The sequence below is a fragment of the Parendozoicomonas sp. 209JJ7-1 genome (assembly GCF_058147085.1).
Genome location: NZ_JBYVJU010000005.1, coordinates 173,915 through 189,697, shown reverse-complemented (window position 1 = coordinate 189,697; position 15,783 = coordinate 173,915). Strand labels below are relative to the sequence as shown.

Here is a 15,783-nt window from a genome sequence, read left to right as displayed (position 1 = left end):
CAAAAGGCGAAATAAGGCATCCATGACATAGATCAATGGTTGATCGTTTTATGGGCACTTTTGATCTTTATTAGCATAACTATTGCGCCGATCTATGGCTTGTGGAGCATACTACCGTTATTGCTTTTATTGTGTGGTGTGCGGACGGGCAACCGAGAGGGGTTACCGCCGGCTCCTATGGCGGGGCAATCATAACAGAATACAGACGTCTTTACGCAAGTAATCGGTGGTGTTGAAGGGCTGTTAAGGTCAGTATACGGACGCAGACAGACAGAACGCAGGACTTTAATGGATAAATATCTCTGGAATCGTGCAGGTGATGAACAGGCTCTGCTGATTCTCGCCCATGGTGCCGGTGCGCCTATGGACAGCCCGTTTATGGACGACATCACCAGCCTTCTGAATAAGCAGAGTGTGAGTGTTGTTCGTTTTGAGTTTCCGTATATGGCTGAACGACGGATTAATGGTAAAAAGCGCCCGCCCAATACTGCAAAAATATTGCTGGAAACCTGGCGAGAGGTGATTGCTGATATTGTGCCGAAAGCGGGTAAGTGTCCGGTTTATATTGGTGGAAAATCCATGGGCGGGCGTATGGCCACGATGGTTGTTGCTGAAGGGAAGGATATTGAAGGCATAAAGGGGGTGGTGTGTCTTGGCTATCCGTTTTATGCCACCGGCAAGCAGGTCAAGCCTCGCATCAGTCACCTGAAAGAGCTTTCAACCCCTTTGCTGGTGATACAGGGGGAGAGGGATACGATGGGAAGCAGGGAGATCGTGTCTGAATACACCTTGTCACCTGCTGTGAAAATTCACTGGTTGGCAGATGGGAATCATGACCTTAAGCCAAGGAATGTATCAGGGTTAATCCATCAGCAGCATTTGGAAACCGCCGCAAAAATTACTGCGGAATGGGTCGGTTAAAATGCCATGAAACCTTGTCGTGAAAATCATGGAGCAGGAGTTCTATAGAAGGTCTGTATTCAGGTTCATGGGACAGACAAACCTGAATAAGATTTCTGTATTCTTCTGCAACACCTGATTCTGACGCGAGAGAGTGGTCAGTGGTATTGGCTCCGGGAATGGTAAGAAAACTACGGAGCGTACAGCCAGGAGAAAGGGGATATACAAAATGGAGGCATGCCGGATCATTACACTGATGAAGCTGGCAGGTCGGGTGGTTGGTCCATAGCTGTGCCCGGAAGTAGCCGCTTATCAGGCCGTGCAACAAGACTCCCCAGGCAAAAATATCACTGCTTTTGGTCACGCAGAGGGCAAAATACTGCTCCGGTGCCTGCGCCAGATGGTTGATGGTCAGGGGCGGGTGGATGATACGCACAGCTGCCTTTCCGGCAATGGTTTCCGGAATAATAGTAATGCACGGGTTGCTCTCGCCGCTTCTGAGGGTTTTTCCGAAATCAGCGATGACGCCCTTTCCGTTATCGTCCAGAACAATATTGCGAGCGTATATATCCCGATGCACCAAGCCCAGGTGGTGAAGATACTTTATGCCCTCTGCAACACCAAGGCAGATAATTAACCGTTGTTCAAGGTTAAGGGGGCGCTGGCCGGAACGTATGGCAGCCATTCTTGCAAGCAGATTTTCCCTGGCCCTGGGCAGGAGAAGGCAGCAGGTGGCTGAGGCCCGGCTGATGGCAATGCCAAGGCAGGGAAGAATGTTGGGGTGTTGCAGGTGCAGGTGAAGATAAGCTTCCTGCTCAAGTTCCCGGCATTGAAGGGGGGTCTTATACCGGTTTGTTTTGATAACAAATGCGTTGGCCAGAGAGTGGCTGCTCACTGGCACTGGGAAGATGTTCCCGAAGCTTCCCTGATACTCAGGATAGGAAATATAACCGCTGGTAATACCCCTGATTGACTGGGACAGCATTTTACAAGCATCAGCCTCATTCACCGGGCCGATACCCCGGGCATAAATAGATATGGGGCCATAGGCAGGTGTTGGCAGAAGAGGCGCAGGCTGGGGCATCTGAACGCGAACCGGAACGAACACTGGAACAAGAACTCGGGGGACAATAGCCCGGACAAGAGCTGGAACGTGAGCCTGGGCCTGAGCAGGCGTAAGTTCACCGGTGACCGGATGCCTGTAGAAGCCAGGGGGCACATTGTAAGAGTTGGGAGTGGCCATAAGCGCCTCTTGAAAGAGTATTCGCTTTTATTCCCAGATTTTATTGGATAAGGCACTGACAAGAGGGTTAGATTCGCTGTATCCGTATTGTTTAAGGGCTTTGGTGTTCTGGTCGCTCCTCACATACAATAGCGGCCATTTTTCAGGGGTATTGCCATGAATGCGCTTTCCCGTACGCACCTGGTTATGTTCTGTCGCCCCGGTTTTGAGCCGGACCTGGCGGGAGAAATTCAGGATAAAGCTGCCGGTGTCGGTATTTATGGCTATGTAAAAACCAGAAAAAACAGCGGTTTTGCGGTCTATATCACCCAGGAACCCAATGGTGCCTGGGTCTTGATGCAGAAGCTGCGGTTTGAGCAGATGATTTTTGTCCGACAGTGGTTTGCTGCGTTACCCCTTGTTGAAAATATGCCGGTATCTGACCGCATTACGCCACTGCTGGAGGCTTTCCGTGAAGGGGAGCTTCCCCGTTGTGGTGAGCTGGTGGTGGAAACGGCGGATACCAATGAAGCCAAAGAGCTTTCCGTATTCTGCCGCAAGTTTTCCAACCCTCTGCGTCAGGCTTTGCGTAAAACAGATCTGCTGACCAAGAAAGGAAACCCTTCTGCTCCCCGATTACATCTCTTAATGCTGGATTCCACGTCCGGTTATCTCGGAATATCTGATACCCGAAATAGCAGTCCCTGGCCCGGTGGCATTCTGCGGCTGAAATTCCCCAAGGCGGCTCCCAGCCGTTCCACTTTGAAACTGGAAGAAGCATTCCACATATTTATACCTGCGGCAGAGTGGGATGAAAGGCTGGCTCCGGCCATGAAAGGTGTAGACCTTGGCGCGGCTCCCGGAGGCTGGACCTGGCAGCTCACTAATCGCTCCATGATGGTGACCGCTGTGGATAATGGCCCTATGCAGAAGGAGCTGATGGAAACCGGACAGGTGGACCATAAGGAAGAGGATGCCTTCCTGTTTAAACCCGCTAAGCCTGTGGACTGGATGGTGTGTGATATCGTTGATAAACCCGCCCGCTCCGCAGAACTTATGGCCAAATGGCTGGCCAGTGGCTGGTGCCGGGAAACCATTTTTAATTTAAAGCTTCCCATGAAACAGCGCTGGCTGGCGGTGCAGGAGGCACTGGCGATGATTGAGGAGATATGCGCTGAACGGGGTGTTCAGGTACAGCTGCGTTGCAAGCAGTTATTCCATGACCGGGAAGAGGTGACGGTTCATGGATGTCGTATTGGTCAATGATTTTATTGTGGTAAAGCCCCGATAATCCTGAAAGCTGGCTGAATTCCCGTGCTTGTATCGCTGCAGGTGCAGGGATATAGTCGATGAAAAGAATGCAGAATAACAATAAAAATCAGGTGTTTTTATGGACAAGACCCACCCTTTTCCTGCCTCTGTCCGCGCTGTTGCAGCTTTTTTTGTGTGCCTGGTTTTTTCTCCTTTTCTGTCTGCCCTCGAAATCATGGAAGATGATGAGCTTGGTGATGTGACCGGGCAGGCTGTTATTAATATGGCGACAGATAAGATAGATAATATCCGCTTTACCCGGGTTAATCTGGGGGTTGATATTAAAACCCAGTTAAATGTCGATAAGTTGGCCTTGGGGACTCGAGTTCGCGATGGCCAGCAGGGTTCTGATATTGATATCGATAATCTGGCATTGGGTTATATCAGCAATAATGGTAATGGTGAGATAGTGCCTTTCCAGATAAGAAACCCTTATCTGGAGTTCGCTTATGAGGGAGAGGAAATTGTTGGTTTACGCATGGGTTTTGGCGAAGCCAAAGGTATGCTGTCGGGTGATATCAATAAGTTAACAGGGGATGTAAAAGTTGGTATCCACGGCACCATGAGACAAATTAGGGATGCTGTTGGAGGTGATGCCCCCTTCCTGGTAAGGGTTGCAGCAACTATTGCCGGTGGTGCCAATATGACCGCAGAGGCAGAACTGGTAGACAATAACGGTAATGCTCGGAATGTGCGTGCCAGCCGGGTAGGTATTCCAAACGGCCAAGGATTGGAAACGGATAATGGTTTATTGGCTGGTCTGGGTGGTTTACTTGGAATATTAAAATCTAATAACTGTCATGCCGCGGGGCTCAGCAGTTGTTTTGATTTGACCAAGTACCGTTCACTTCCCGTTGGCAATGTTGCTATTGCTGATAACCCAAATACGGAGCAGATTGAAGGCGCGGCCAGGGGGATGTTTATTGCCCTTGGCCATCAGAACTTTGCCTGGAGAGATCTCGATACCGGTGGTGTTGTCAATACTCCAGTTGGTGCTTTTCTGAACCTGCCGAAATACAGAGATGCTCAGGGCAATTTACGGGCCCCTGTGAATGTTAATTTTACCCAGGTATTCCAGGGTATTGAACGCCTTGCCACTTGCTTTCAGAACAGCGGCACAGGAGCAACAGGATGTTGAGGCATGGAATTGTCTTTGGTGGTTTCCTGGTAGTCATATTGTCTTCTGTAAGTCATGCTGAAATGGAATCTTTGGATGATGACGACCTGGCCGATTTAAGTGGTTCTGGTATAGGTCTGGTGCTCGAAGATTTCAGCTTTGATGGATCAGGAGGCCAACTTTCAGTAGGAGGAATTAATGATACTTCAGGCAACCCTATTGGAGTATCTGTTTCGCGGCTATATATCAAAGGGAAGGGGAGTAACAAAGGTGCCAATAGCACTCAACATAATCTTGGAACCCTGAATAACCCTTTTGAAATTGATATTATTCCTGGCTCAGATATCAATTCCATTGCGAATGACAGAACTGTCCTACAGATAAGCTCTCCTGTGTTTTCGGGGGAGAATCCCACCACAGTAATAAATGATGTAAAAGCAGGTTACACTGCCTTAGGCTCGATTCTTGGTACGCTCAGTCAATTGCAGGGAGAACTGGACACTTTAAGAAATCAACTGGCGGCTGCACCATCTACAAAAGTGCGGCTGATTAATGAAAGAAACACACTGCAGCAGCAACATCAGGCTAAGGTGCAGGAGTATAACAACCTTCCATTGTGGAAAAGAATTGGGTGTGGGTTATATTCAGACTGTCGTCGTATTCGCAGTGAGCGGAATCAATTGGCTCAGAATGTCCAGAATAAAAATGCTGAAATTACGGTTCAAGATGGCTATTTAGCCAATAATCCAGGGCGGATCACTAATAAACAGGGCCAGGTGAATACGGAAGAACAGAATGTGGCTGGTGCTCGTGCACAGCAGTTAAATGTGATTAATGGTATAAGGAGTCGCTTTTCAAATCATGCTGATGGTGCTGATGTGGGGGTCAGTTTCAACTATCGGGTGCAGGATAGTGACGGGTCCAGAACTGATTACCACAATTACGATATAACAGGGCTAAGTTCCCATGGTTCTTCATTTCGTTTGTGGGTTAATGAACGCGAGGGGAAGAGCTTCCTTGATGGCGAGTTAGACCTCCAGCTTTATGTGAAAACTCTTGACTTAACAAGCTGCAATTTCTCTGCTCCTAACTGTGATACAGTTCAGGAACAAGGAGCTTTCACATATTATTTTTCAGATTTGTTTTTTGATCTGAATCTGGGGTATGGCAATTCTCAGCCGTTAGAGTTTTCTATCACGCCAGGAGGCCATGTGAATATCAGGCTTCGTAAAGTCACTAAAGCGAATGCAGCTGATTATTATTCAAATGCTAAAAAATCTAATATTTATATTGGCAATCTCACTCATGGTGGTGTTCGGTCTGCTAACGGCGGACTACCCACTGGAACCAGTAGTCTTGACTTAGGCTCCGGTGAATTGACCGGCATTCGTATTCAGTACCTTGATGTAACAACCCACGATATCTAGGAGGCAGGTATGCTAATAACAAGAATACTGCTGTCCACATTTACTTTTCTTCTTTCCTTATCTTCGGCTGCAGAACTTGTGCCTTTGGATGATCAATCTTTGTCTGTCAGTACGGCTCAGGGAGTTACTCTTTCTGTTCAGGTTGATATTAACAAGAACGGTGGACCTTTGTGGCGTGAAAACCCTAATGGAACTTGCCCTGTAAATGGTGGCCAATGCGGTGCCCGGGTAGCCATTCAGGGGGATGAAGGCAGCGGCTGGCTGATTCTGGATATTCTCCAGGGCAGCCTGGCAATTGGTAGCTATGCGGATTCTGACCCCATGGTGGTTTCTGTTGTACCGAAAACTGTGGGCTCGACAACGAAAGATGTGCTGAGCTTTGAGTATAACGGCAAGCTGAAGTACGACAATTTCCAGTTTGTTGTAGCTTCCTCCTCCCAGGCTGCACCGGGGGCAGGCCAGCGAGATTTGATAAGTTTGAACTGGAATGGCTCCAGTGAATTAACCGGTCGTCTATTGCTTTTCCCAACGGACTGAGATGATGAAAATACGTTATCAATTATTGTCTTTATTGTTCAGCTTTTCCGGGCTGGTCAATGCTGAGCTGCAGAGGCTGGACGATGAGCAGCTGAATGATGTCAGCGGCCAGGCGGGTGTCACTGTCGAATTCTCCAGTAAAATATTGAAAGACGGTAATAATATTCGCTGGACCAGTAACGACGGCGGCAATAATTATATTGAATTCAGCAATATCCATACGGATGACGGTACCAGTGGTGCAGGAAATCAGGGCATTAACAGTACTATGAAAGTGGATGTTTTTGAGCGTAACGGTAAAAGCTATCTGGCTTTGGACCGGGTAACAGAAGCCCGAAAGCTAACCATTGATGCGGTTAAACTCGGTGGCAAAACCGCCCTCCACTCCGTACAGGTTTTTAACCCCAGCATTCGCACCCAGGTAGAGATCGGCGCGCAGTAATTTCTCAATCTAAGCAGTCTGTTGTCTGGCAATAGTCTGTTTCCGCGTAAATACCCAGACCTTTACCTGTGCCCTGGTGGCAAAAAGCCCGGTAGAATTCGCCTTCTTTTTTACCTCTGCCAGGGAACGACCCTTGCCATCACGATCGACGCTTTCAAAAAGCAAAACCAATCGTCAGGTCTGGCAGTTTGCCTGGCCGGTTATTATTTCCAATATCACTGTGCCCCTGCTTGGGCTGGTGGATTCAGCGGTTCTTGGCCGTCTACCTTCCCCTGTTTATCTGGGAGCTGTAGCCGTCGGTGGCAGCCTGTTCAGTTTTATTTTCTGGGCCTTTGGTTTCCTGAGAATGGGAACCACCGGGCAGGTATCCCAGGCTTATGGCCGTAATGATGGTCAGTCTTTGAAGGATATTCTGGTGCAGTCCCTGGCGCTGGCCGCTGGGCTGGGTGTTGTGCTGGTCGTGCTTGGCGGGCCAATACTGGAACTGGTGCTACCGTTCTTTAAGCCCGGGCCGGATGTTGCTCCTGAAGTTTATAACTATTTCCTGGTGCGTATCTGGTCGGCACCGGCGACACTGGCCAACTATGCAGTGCTGGGCTGGCTGCTGGGTCGGCAGATTGCCAAGGCATCTTTAGTGCTGCTGGTTTTCCAGAACAGTTTGAATATTGTGCTCAACCTGGTGTTTGTTCTTGGTTTGGGAATGGCTGTAAAAGGGGTGGCTCTGGCAACGGTGATTGCTGAGTACGCCAGCCTGTTTGTTGGCCTGTGGCTGTGCCGCCGTTATCTGCAGGGGGTGTCTGGCCAGATGCGTTTTTGGGGAGCGCTGCATATATCCTCTATATCTTTTCTGCTTGTGGTTAACCGGCAGTTGTTTGTTCGCAGCCTTTGTCTGTTGTTTACCATGTCCATGTTTACCGCCTGGGGCGCACGACAGGGAGACACTGTTCTGGCGGCCAATGCCTTGCTGTTGAACTTTGTTTTCCTCACAAGCAGTGCCCTGGATGGTTTTGCCTTTGCCGCTGAAGCGCTGGTGGGTAAAGCGGTTGGCGCGATGGATACCCGGGAGATTCGTCGTGTGCTGAAAGCAACGCTGGTATGTTCTCTGGTTATGTGCGGGGGAATCAGTCTGCTGTATGTTTTTTTAGGTCAAAGCCTGCTGGCCTTTATGACCGATATCGAAGGGTTGGCTGAGATGGCGGGGGAATACCTGCCATGGTTGGTAGTTATGCCTTTGGTGGGCGTGTTGTCTTTCTGGCTGGATGGGGTGTTTATTGGGCTGAACCGCACCGGGCTGATGCAGAATATTATGGCAATGTCCACGTTTATGGTGTTTATTCCCCTGCTGTATATGATGAGAGACTTTGGAAATCACGGCCTCTGGCTGGCCTTTACAGTATTTACCATTGCCCGCAGCAGTGGCATGCTGATGTCGTTTCTCCCGATATACCGGCGTATTCGCAGAGATCAGGTCTTTTTATAAGGCTGGCGTAAAGGGAGCGGTCTGTTATCGGGCCAGAATAGTGATCATTTCTTCATGGTCAAGCAGAGGATCTATGCAGGAGTGGAGCTGGCGGCGGTTCTCGGAGCACAGCCACTGGTTCCAGCAGTGGGTGTTGTCCCACAGGCTGACCGTGACCCGGTGGTGGGAGTCCTGGATGTCCTTGAGGGTTTCGCTGCCGAGAAAGCCCGGAGCCTTCTCAATCAGCGCCGCAGTGTCCCTAAGGCAGTGGTCATAGTGTTGTTCGAGACCCTGGGCGACTACGCGGTCGATAATTACCTTGATCATGGGGCTGGTTCCTGTCACCGTGCTGGAGTGATTGTTTAATTATTTTCGCCTGATTCCTGAATGATTTAAGGTTTTTTTCAGGCGAGCGTTTCTACAGGCAGTTATGACTATGAGCTACACAGTTTCCCGAACCCTTGATACTTGCGGTCTGACCTGCCCGGAGCCGGTTATGTTGCTGCACAAGGCCGTGCGGGAAATGGCCGGGGGGGATATTGTGGAAGTGATTGCCACTGACCCGTCCACCGGCCGGGATATTCCCAAATTCTGCAACTTTCTCAGCCATGAACTACTGGTGAGTGAAGAGCGGGATGACCGCTTTTACTACCATATCCGCAAAGGTGAAGCGGCCTGACAGACCCCTTTCTCACTGGTCAAGCAGCTCACTGGTCAAGCAATCGGGAAAAGGCTGCCATGGCCTCAGGGTCGCCGGACTTGATTTTGTTGGCGATCACATGGTGGAAAAAATACTTAAAACTGTTGTCCTGTTGCACCGGGTAGAGACAGCTGTCTCCGGTCAGCACCGGGGTGTCGTTGATTTTCTCATTATCGGCAATCATCGCCTGGATGGTGCCGTCATCCAGTAACCGCCAGCTGGTGACCTGGGTCAGGGTGATGGACTTGAAGGCATTTTCAGAGAGAACCGCATGGGTGCCGATATTGTCCGGAATCTCCTGGATAATACGGGGTTCCTGCCCGTCAGAATGACTATCGACTTTCTCGTATTCCGAATCCTGAAAATAAGAAACTGCGCCTTCCAGTTCTACTACTTTATGGGCTGGAGGTTCGTAGAACAGCCGTTCCATCCGGCTGTCAAAATAGCCTTCCCAGCGACCGTTTAAAGGGTCGTTCAGATTACGGGCGGGAACCAGACGACTGAGCCAGGGCACCATGGCTTCAATCTCACCGTTCTGGCGAAGGGCCCAGCACAGGATTTTCATGCTGAATATCTTGTCTTTATTGGCGTCGTTGCTGTACAGCATTTCAAGACCATCCAGCTCTGGCGAGAGCCGGACAATACGATTGTTGTTCACATCCCTGACGACTTTACGGGTGAAAATATCAACGACATTGTCCTGACCTGCCGTTGTTGAAAAATTACCGTTTTCGTTGCTCTTTTCTGCCATGTCACATCCTTGTGAACATTTCGCAATATTTAAAGATGGATGTTTAGTGACCAGTTTTCAACCTGGCAGGCTCTGTAGAGGTGTTATCGGCGGAGATAACGGGTTTTAGAGGGGGTAAGTCAACATGGAAAAGCCTTTCCCCCGACAGCGGATTAATTTTCTTCTTGCGGCTGTTCACTGGACTCAAAGTTGGGGCATGAGAGTGTTTCTTTTTTTTTAAAATGATGGTTCAATAAAGAAAAGAGAGTGATTGGTACCATCTTGGCAGAGTGCTAAGTGGTCATCCTCGGGATGAGCGTTCCAGCAAGGTGTGGAATCTCAGGGTATTAATAAAAATAAAAACTGTCTTGGGAAGGAACTACTCGCTGTGTATCAAAAGATTTTGAAGACAATTCTGGGGATGAACATTCTGTTCGGATTTCTTGCTATTCCCATGCTGTTTTCCAGTGATCTTTATCAATGGCAGAAGGGGATGGCTGATGTTCTTGATCCTCAAGCTTTTGCTCTTTTCAGTGCTGAGGTTCGCTTCTTTTATGGTTTGTCGGCAGCGATGCCGTTTTTGTTTCTATGGGGATTTATCAAGCCAAAAGAAAGGCAGGAGTTGTTATATGCGCTTTTCTTTATGACTGTGGTTGCCGGGCTGGGTCGGATAAGCTACATGAGCCTGGCCGAGTTTCTTGAGGCATACAACTTGTTTATTGCGTTTCTTCAGTTGGTTCTTCCCATTGTCGCGGCATGGGCTCTGTACAGAATTCAGCCTGAGCCGGCATGCTCCTGATGACTGGGGGCTGTCCTTCTTGAAAGGGTTAACTGGTAGGGATTTCTGAGTAATTTTCAAACCTAATAAAAAGAACAATGACGAATAATCTTAACAATAAAGTGGCCCTGATTACCGGAAGTACTGATGGTATTGGCTTTGGAATAGCTCTCGCGCTTGCGAAAAGAGGCTGCACAATACATCTGCTTGGGCGCACGCTGAGCCGTGGAAAAAAAGCACTGGAGAAAATAGTTGCAGCCTGTCCGGGCCAAAGTCATAAGTTGTTTATGGTGGATTTGTCATCAATAGAGGCAAGCAAGAAATTCCTTGACGAATATGTTCAAAACTATGGTGTTATCGACTACCTGATTTTGAACGCCAATTATTTCCCGGATACGGTGGCTACATCAGTGGATGGCATTGATGAATTGTTTGTTGCCGGTGCGTTGTCCAAATATATGTTTATCTCCAGGTTGTCCTTTTTATTGAAAAATGCCGATAACCCGCGTGTTTTACATGTTGGCGCCCTGTCACCGGCTTTTATGCTCAGGCCGGTTAACTACAGAAAGCTGACAACACCTGATTACAATACCTATCTCTCAATCCGTCAGGTGGGCTTAAGTTGTGGATTGATGTGTTATTTCTTTAAGCAGAAAAACATCACCCCGATTCCCCATACCTTTTATAACCCCGGCATGGTGAGAACCCGGAAAATGCGGGAAAGCCACTGGTTTACCCAGTTCTGGACGGGGCTGTTCAGACCGATTTCCCCGGAGAAAGCCGGTGAGGATGTTGCAGAGCTTTTTGCTATGACCAGCCCGCAAGAAGAGGCAGGCAAGTTCTATATGCGTCATAAGCAGGAGAAGGTGGAAAAGATTATTGCCAATGGTGAAGCACTCTATGACGAGTTTATTAGTTATGCAGAGCGGACCACGGGCATTCCTCTGTTCCCTCCGCATCACAAGCAAAACAATGCTGATTCGTACTCTCAGCGAGAGGTGTCAAACGTTTAACTGTTTATAGATGCAGAAAGGTGAGCCATCAGCCCTTAATGAGATTTTTCATTCAGGTAAATAAGGTGTTCGCCCATTGCGCTTTTTAGTAGCTAGTAGCGTAAGTTTTAGGGGATGGGATTTATGACAACAAAGTATTCAGATATTACTCGTCGGCAGTTCCTGAATGGCGTGGCTGTATCTGTGGCCGGAGCTGCCCTAGCTACCAGTGCCAGCCCGATGGCTCTTGGTTCCGTATCCAGGCCGGGTACGGGGCGTTCGGGAGCGCCTATCCGTTATCCTCGCAGCAGTGCAACCTACCCGCCATTACGGCAGGGAATGCGCGGCAGTCATGATGGTGCTAACACCTACGCTCACCAGATGGCTCTTGAGGGCCGGAGTAACTGGGGAAATGCTGCTGAACCGGACCCGGATACCTATGATCTGGTGATTGTGGGTGCGGGTGTCAGTGGTCTGGCGTCGGCCTATTTTTATCTCCAGAGGTTTCCCGACGCACGCATACTGCTGTTGGAAAACCATGATGAGTTTGGCGGTCATACGCGGCGCAATGAGTTTGAACTGGACGGCCGCCTTTATATGGCGAACGGCGGCAGTCAGCTACTGGTGAAGTCTCCCTTTAACAGTGACCCGTTTGAAGATCTGATCGCGGATCTGGGCATTGATTACGATATATTTGAAGATAAAGCCTATGACCATGGTTTCTTTAAACGATATGGGTTAAGCCAGGCTTTCCACTTCGATAAGGACACCTATGGGGTCAATAAAACGGTGCCCGGAAATACCGGCATCTTTATGCAGTACCCCTTTGTTAAAGAGGCTTTTGAAGGGCAGACTGTTTCCCAGATGCCTTTCTCGGATAAGGCCAAACGGGAGCTGCTGGCTCTTTATCAAATGGATGAAGACAAGCTTCCCGGTTGGCTGCTCAGTGATGTTGAGCAGCTGATGACCATGTCCTACGACCAGTTTCTGACCAAATATGGCGGTATTACCCAGCCAGAACTCTTGCACTGGCTTAATGCCGGCGCGTCTTTTACCGGGCAGTTTGGTGATGTGGCCCCGGCCATATCCCAGGTTGGACTGGGCATGCCTGGCATTGGTGCAACCAGTTTACGCTTTCTTGGAAAGGGGCGGGTCAATCATCTGATTCAGGATTTTGCTAATCCAATTCAGCAGTTCCCCGATGGCAATCACACTGTTGCCCGGTTGCTGGTGCGGAAGCTTATGCCCCACATATCCAATGGCGGGAAAACAGTAGAAGACAGCATTACGGCACCTTTTGACTACAGCAAGCTGGATATGGCGGATTCACGTGTACGGGTTCGTCTGAACAGTACTGTGGTTAATGTTGCCCATGAAGGCGATCCGAAAACGGCAAAAACCGTAGCGCTGACTTATATCCGTGATGGACGCACCGAGCGCGTCAAAGCCAAACATTGTGTGCTGGGTTGCTGGAATATGGTGATTCCCCATATCTGGAAAGAGATTCCTTCCGAGCAATCACAGGCCATGCGCAACATCATCAAGGCCCCCCAGCTGGCAACCAATGTATTTCTACGACAATGGAATCCTATTAAGAAAGCCGGTATCGGCGCGGCTTTCAGTGCGGGAACCCTGCACTCCCATATGCTGGCGACACTGCCCATCAGTATGGGGGAGTATGCCTGCACTCAAGGGCCGGACGATCCTATGGTAGTTAGTATGCTGGCCACCATGCCCGGCTATGGTGATCTGGACCCTCTTAACCGGGCAAAAACCGGTCGCTACCAGTTATTGGGAACCTCCTTTGATTCCATAGAACAGGACGCCCGCAAGCTTCTGACGGGTGTTTACGGTGAATATGGCTTTGATGCTGATCGGGATATTGCCGGTATCACCGTTAACCGCTGGTCCCATGGTTGGGTATTGCCTGAAGATCCCATGATGGGAGGCCCTGAATATGAGGACGGCCAGAGTCCGGTAGAGATAGGCAGAAGACCCCTGGGACGTATTTCTATCGCTAATTCTGATGCTGGTCGCCTGGGGCTGGTTCAGGGAGCGGTGGATCAGGCATGGCGGGCCGTTACAGAACTGCCCGATTAACCATCGGCATTCAGAAACATTAGGCTTCTGTCACGAATAACAAGAATAACGGGTGCGAGCTGTATTATGAGTACTGAAGATAAGAAACTGGGGATGGACTGTGATATCACCCGCCGTGATTTTATTCATGGCCTGGGAAAGGCGGCGGGGCTGGCCGCGCTTTCCGGGAGCGTGATAGGTTCGCCTCTTGTCTCAGCGTCCACGTCGTCTATTTCGGCACCTCTGTCCGGTGGTCCCATTCATTTTCCCAGAACGCCAGAAGCCTATCCTCCCCTTCGGCAGGGGCTCCGTGGCAGTCATCCCGGTGCTGAAAAAGTCGGACACCAGATGGGCTGGCAGGGCCGCCGGGACTGGGGAGAGCCGGAAGAGCTGGAAGGCGAATATGACCTGGTGGTCGTTGGTGGTGGGGCGGGTGGCCTGTCTGCCGCACATTTTTACCTCAAGAAGAATCCCGACGCCCGTATTCTGATTATCGAGAACCATGATGACTTTGGTGGTCATGCCCGCCGTAATGAATTTGTCGTCAATGGTCGTACTTTTATCGGCCATGGTGGAAGCCAGAATTATATTCCCATGGAAGTGGGACACAGTGATGCCTCCTATCAGTTGCTGGAGGACATTGGCATTGATCTCGATATTTTTGAAGAGGCCTATGATCAGGACTTTTATGATCGCCACAAGCTGAAAGCTGCCTACTACTTCGACAAACAAACCTATGGGGTCGATAAGCTGGTTCCTGGTCACTCCTTTAATATTCTGTTTCCGGTTCCACTGGAGGATGTCAGTTTTGAGGAATCAGTCGCTCGGATGCCTTTTTCCGATGCCTCCAAACGGGAGCTGTTAAATCTTTACAAAATGAGTGAAGACAAAACGCCGGGGAGTATTTTCTCGGAGTATGATTTTCTGGAAAGTATCACCTACAGAGATTTCCTGACCCAGTATGGCGGTATCACTCAGCCCGAACTGTTGGACTGGCTGTCAAAAGCCTCTGCCGGCGGTGGCGCATGGGGTGATACCTGGCCAGCTTCATTAGGGTTGTTGTTAGGGCTTCCGGGGCTGGGAGCGACAAGCTTTAACCTTTTGAAAGAAAAACGTTATGGCAAGCTCGCCCGTATGGTGGATTATATCCATCATTTCCCTGACGGTAATGCCACCATACCACGACTGCTGGTGCGCAAGCTGATTCCTGAGTCCTCCATGAAGGGCGGAACCCGGATGGAAGATATCATTACCGACAGTTTTGATTACAGCAAACTGGACTTGCCCGAGGCCCAGGTGAAACTCAGGTTAAACAGCACTGTCGTCAATGTCCGTCATGATGGTGATCCGCAAACGGCTGACAGTGTTTATGTCAGTTATGTGCGCGGGGATGTGACCGAAAAGGTGAAGGCGAAACACTGCATACTTGCCTGCTGGCACCATGTGATTCCCCATCTCTGGCATGAAATGCCAAAAGCTCAGTCTGACGCCATGCGCAGCACAATAAAAATGCCGATAATGACGGCCAACGTCATGCTAAGGAACTGGAAGCCCTGGGAAAAGGCCGGTATTGGCGGAACCTACCATGGCGGTAACAGTCTGTTTGGTTATTCGCATATAGATTTCCCGGTGAGCATGGGGGACTATAACTTCACCCAGCGCCCTGAAGATCCCACTACCCTGTTTATGGCAGGAAACACGCGCGGCAGTGGTGAAGCCACTCAGCGTAATCGTATGAAAACAGCCCGGTATGAAATGTTCGGATTATCCTTTGAAACTATAGAGCGGGACATTCGTCAACACCTGACAGGCATGATGGCTCCCTATGGTTTTGATCCGGTTAAAGACATCCTGGGTATTACTGTCAACCGATGGCCCCATGGTTATGTATATCCGGCCAGCAAAATCTTTGACCCCAAATATCCCGAAGGCAAGATGCCCCATGAAATCGCAAGAAAAGGGCTTGGACGTGTGGCCGTAGCCAATGTTGACGCGATGGCATTTCCCTCTATGCCTGGCTCAATCACAGAGTCTTATCGCGCGGTCACTGAGCTGACAGGTTAGTCAAACAGACAAGTATTCCAAACTA

At 49.6% G+C, this 15,783-nt stretch carries 15 protein-coding genes; 12 read left to right on the top strand and 3 right to left on the bottom strand.

Annotation, left to right across the window (positions count from 1 at the left end; all coding sequences use genetic code 11):
• Nucleotides 1–288 precede the first annotated feature (288 nt).
• Nucleotides 289–921, top strand: a complete 633-nt coding sequence (locus ACY2RQ_RS07060; protein WP_490112256.1) for an alpha/beta family hydrolase — start codon at nt 289–291, stop codon at nt 919–921.
• Here ACY2RQ_RS07060 and ACY2RQ_RS07055 read toward each other — a convergent pair.
• Nucleotides 899–2,143, bottom strand: a complete 1,245-nt coding sequence (locus tag ACY2RQ_RS07055; RefSeq protein WP_490112255.1) for a protein kinase — start codon at nt 2,141–2,143, stop codon at nt 899–901. The two genes, ACY2RQ_RS07060 and ACY2RQ_RS07055, sit on opposite strands and share 23 nt — an antisense overlap.
• Nucleotides 2,144–2,299: 156 nt before the next feature.
• Between ACY2RQ_RS07055 and rlmM the strand changes: the two genes are divergently transcribed.
• From rlmM to ACY2RQ_RS07025, 6 genes are all read left to right on the top strand, one after another.
• Nucleotides 2,300–3,388, top strand: a complete 1,089-nt coding sequence (gene rlmM / locus ACY2RQ_RS07050; RefSeq protein WP_490112254.1) for a 23S rRNA (cytidine(2498)-2'-O)-methyltransferase RlmM — start codon at nt 2,300–2,302, stop codon at nt 3,386–3,388.
• A 124-nt stretch (nt 3,389–3,512) separates the two neighbouring features.
• Nucleotides 3,513–4,571, top strand: coding sequence for a hypothetical protein (locus ACY2RQ_RS07045; RefSeq protein WP_490112253.1), 1,059 nt, complete (start codon nt 3,513–3,515; stop codon nt 4,569–4,571).
• Nucleotides 4,565–5,977 (top strand): hypothetical protein, encoded by a 1,413-nt coding sequence (locus ACY2RQ_RS07040; protein ID WP_490112252.1) that lies wholly within the window; start codon nt 4,565–4,567, stop codon nt 5,975–5,977. Before ACY2RQ_RS07045 ends, ACY2RQ_RS07040 begins: the two co-directional genes overlap by 7 nt.
• 84 nt (nt 5,978–6,061) lie before the next feature.
• Entirely contained in the window at nt 6,062–6,514 is a 453-nt protein-coding gene (locus ACY2RQ_RS07035) for a hypothetical protein (protein WP_490112251.1), read from the top strand.
• 1 nt (nt 6,515) lies between these two features.
• Entirely contained in the window at nt 6,516–6,956 is a 441-nt protein-coding gene (locus ACY2RQ_RS07030) for a DUF6160 family protein (protein WP_490112250.1), read from the top strand.
• Nucleotides 6,957–7,089: 133 nt separating this feature from the next.
• Nucleotides 7,090–8,436 carry an MATE family efflux transporter gene (locus ACY2RQ_RS07025; RefSeq protein ID WP_490112249.1) on the top strand — a complete coding sequence of 449 codons (1,347 nt, stop codon included), beginning with the start codon at nt 7,090–7,092 and terminating at the stop codon, nt 8,434–8,436.
• A 24-nt stretch (nt 8,437–8,460) separates the two neighbouring features.
• On the opposite strand, the gene ACY2RQ_RS07020 is transcribed toward ACY2RQ_RS07025, so the two are convergent.
• Nucleotides 8,461–8,742, bottom strand: a complete 282-nt coding sequence (locus tag ACY2RQ_RS07020) for an antibiotic biosynthesis monooxygenase family protein (protein WP_490112248.1) — start codon at nt 8,740–8,742, stop codon at nt 8,461–8,463.
• Nucleotides 8,743–8,851: 109 nt separating this feature from the next.
• On the opposite strand from ACY2RQ_RS07020, the gene tusA reads away from it, so the two are divergent.
• A complete protein-coding gene (gene tusA / locus ACY2RQ_RS07015; protein WP_490112247.1) occupies nt 8,852–9,094 on the top strand; it encodes a sulfurtransferase TusA in 243 nt (80 codons plus the stop codon).
• Between the two features lie 28 nt (nt 9,095–9,122).
• Here the strand turns inward: tusA and ACY2RQ_RS07010 are convergent, their stop codons facing one another.
• Nucleotides 9,123–9,866 (bottom strand): hypothetical protein, encoded by a 744-nt coding sequence (locus tag ACY2RQ_RS07010; protein ID WP_490112246.1) that lies wholly within the window; start codon nt 9,864–9,866, stop codon nt 9,123–9,125.
• Nucleotides 9,867–10,338: 472 nt separating this feature from the next.
• On the opposite strand from ACY2RQ_RS07010, the gene ACY2RQ_RS07005 reads away from it, so the two are divergent.
• The 4 genes from ACY2RQ_RS07005 to ACY2RQ_RS06990 all read left to right on the top strand — a co-directional run bounded on the left by ACY2RQ_RS07005 (nt 10,339) and on the right by ACY2RQ_RS06990 (nt 15,758).
• A complete protein-coding gene (locus ACY2RQ_RS07005) occupies nt 10,339–10,644 on the top strand; it encodes a DUF4345 family protein (protein ID WP_490112245.1) in 306 nt (101 codons plus the stop codon).
• Nucleotides 10,645–10,721: 77 nt separating this feature from the next.
• Nucleotides 10,722–11,636, top strand: coding sequence for an SDR family NAD(P)-dependent oxidoreductase (locus ACY2RQ_RS07000; protein ID WP_490112244.1), 915 nt, complete (start codon nt 10,722–10,724; stop codon nt 11,634–11,636).
• A gap of 123 nt (nt 11,637–11,759) precedes the next feature.
• The gene (locus tag ACY2RQ_RS06995; protein WP_490112243.1) at nt 11,760–13,715 is read left to right on the top strand and encodes an FAD-dependent oxidoreductase; all 1,956 of its coding nucleotides are present in this window, start codon (nt 11,760–11,762) and stop codon (nt 13,713–13,715) included.
• 66 nt (nt 13,716–13,781) lie between these two features.
• The gene (locus ACY2RQ_RS06990) at nt 13,782–15,758 is read left to right on the top strand and encodes an NAD(P)-binding protein (RefSeq protein ID WP_490112242.1); all 1,977 of its coding nucleotides are present in this window, start codon (nt 13,782–13,784) and stop codon (nt 15,756–15,758) included.
• The last annotated feature ends 25 nt before the right edge of the window (nt 15,759–15,783 follow it).

Bases quoted from the DNA above. Each gene is read 5' to 3' on its own strand.
- ACY2RQ_RS07060 (WP_490112256.1), top strand. From the start codon at position 289: ATGGATAAATATCTCTGGAATCGTGCAGGTGATGAACAGGCTCTGCTG.
- ACY2RQ_RS07040 (WP_490112252.1), top strand. From the start codon at position 4,565: ATGTTGAGGCATGGAATTGTCTTTGGTGGTTTCCTGGTAGTCATATTG.
- ACY2RQ_RS07030 (WP_490112250.1), top strand. From the start codon at position 6,516: ATGATGAAAATACGTTATCAATTATTGTCTTTATTGTTCAGCTTTTCC.
- ACY2RQ_RS07005 (WP_490112245.1), top strand. From the start codon at position 10,339: ATGGCTGATGTTCTTGATCCTCAAGCTTTTGCTCTTTTCAGTGCTGAG.
- ACY2RQ_RS06990 (WP_490112242.1), top strand. From the start codon at position 13,782: ATGAGTACTGAAGATAAGAAACTGGGGATGGACTGTGATATCACCCGC.
- ACY2RQ_RS06995 (WP_490112243.1), top strand. From the start codon at position 11,760: ATGACAACAAAGTATTCAGATATTACTCGTCGGCAGTTCCTGAATGGC.
- ACY2RQ_RS07010 (WP_490112246.1), bottom strand. From the start codon at position 9,866: ATGGCAGAAAAGAGCAACGAAAACGGTAATTTTTCAACAACGGCAGGT.
- ACY2RQ_RS07045 (WP_490112253.1), top strand. From the start codon at position 3,513: ATGGACAAGACCCACCCTTTTCCTGCCTCTGTCCGCGCTGTTGCAGCT.
- ACY2RQ_RS07055 (WP_490112255.1), bottom strand. From the start codon at position 2,143: ATGGCCACTCCCAACTCTTACAATGTGCCCCCTGGCTTCTACAGGCAT.
- ACY2RQ_RS07000 (WP_490112244.1), top strand. From the start codon at position 10,722: ATGACGAATAATCTTAACAATAAAGTGGCCCTGATTACCGGAAGTACT.
- ACY2RQ_RS07020 (WP_490112248.1), bottom strand. From the start codon at position 8,742: ATGATCAAGGTAATTATCGACCGCGTAGTCGCCCAGGGTCTCGAACAA.
- rlmM (WP_490112254.1), top strand. From the start codon at position 2,300: ATGAATGCGCTTTCCCGTACGCACCTGGTTATGTTCTGTCGCCCCGGT.
- tusA (WP_490112247.1), top strand. From the start codon at position 8,852: ATGAGCTACACAGTTTCCCGAACCCTTGATACTTGCGGTCTGACCTGC.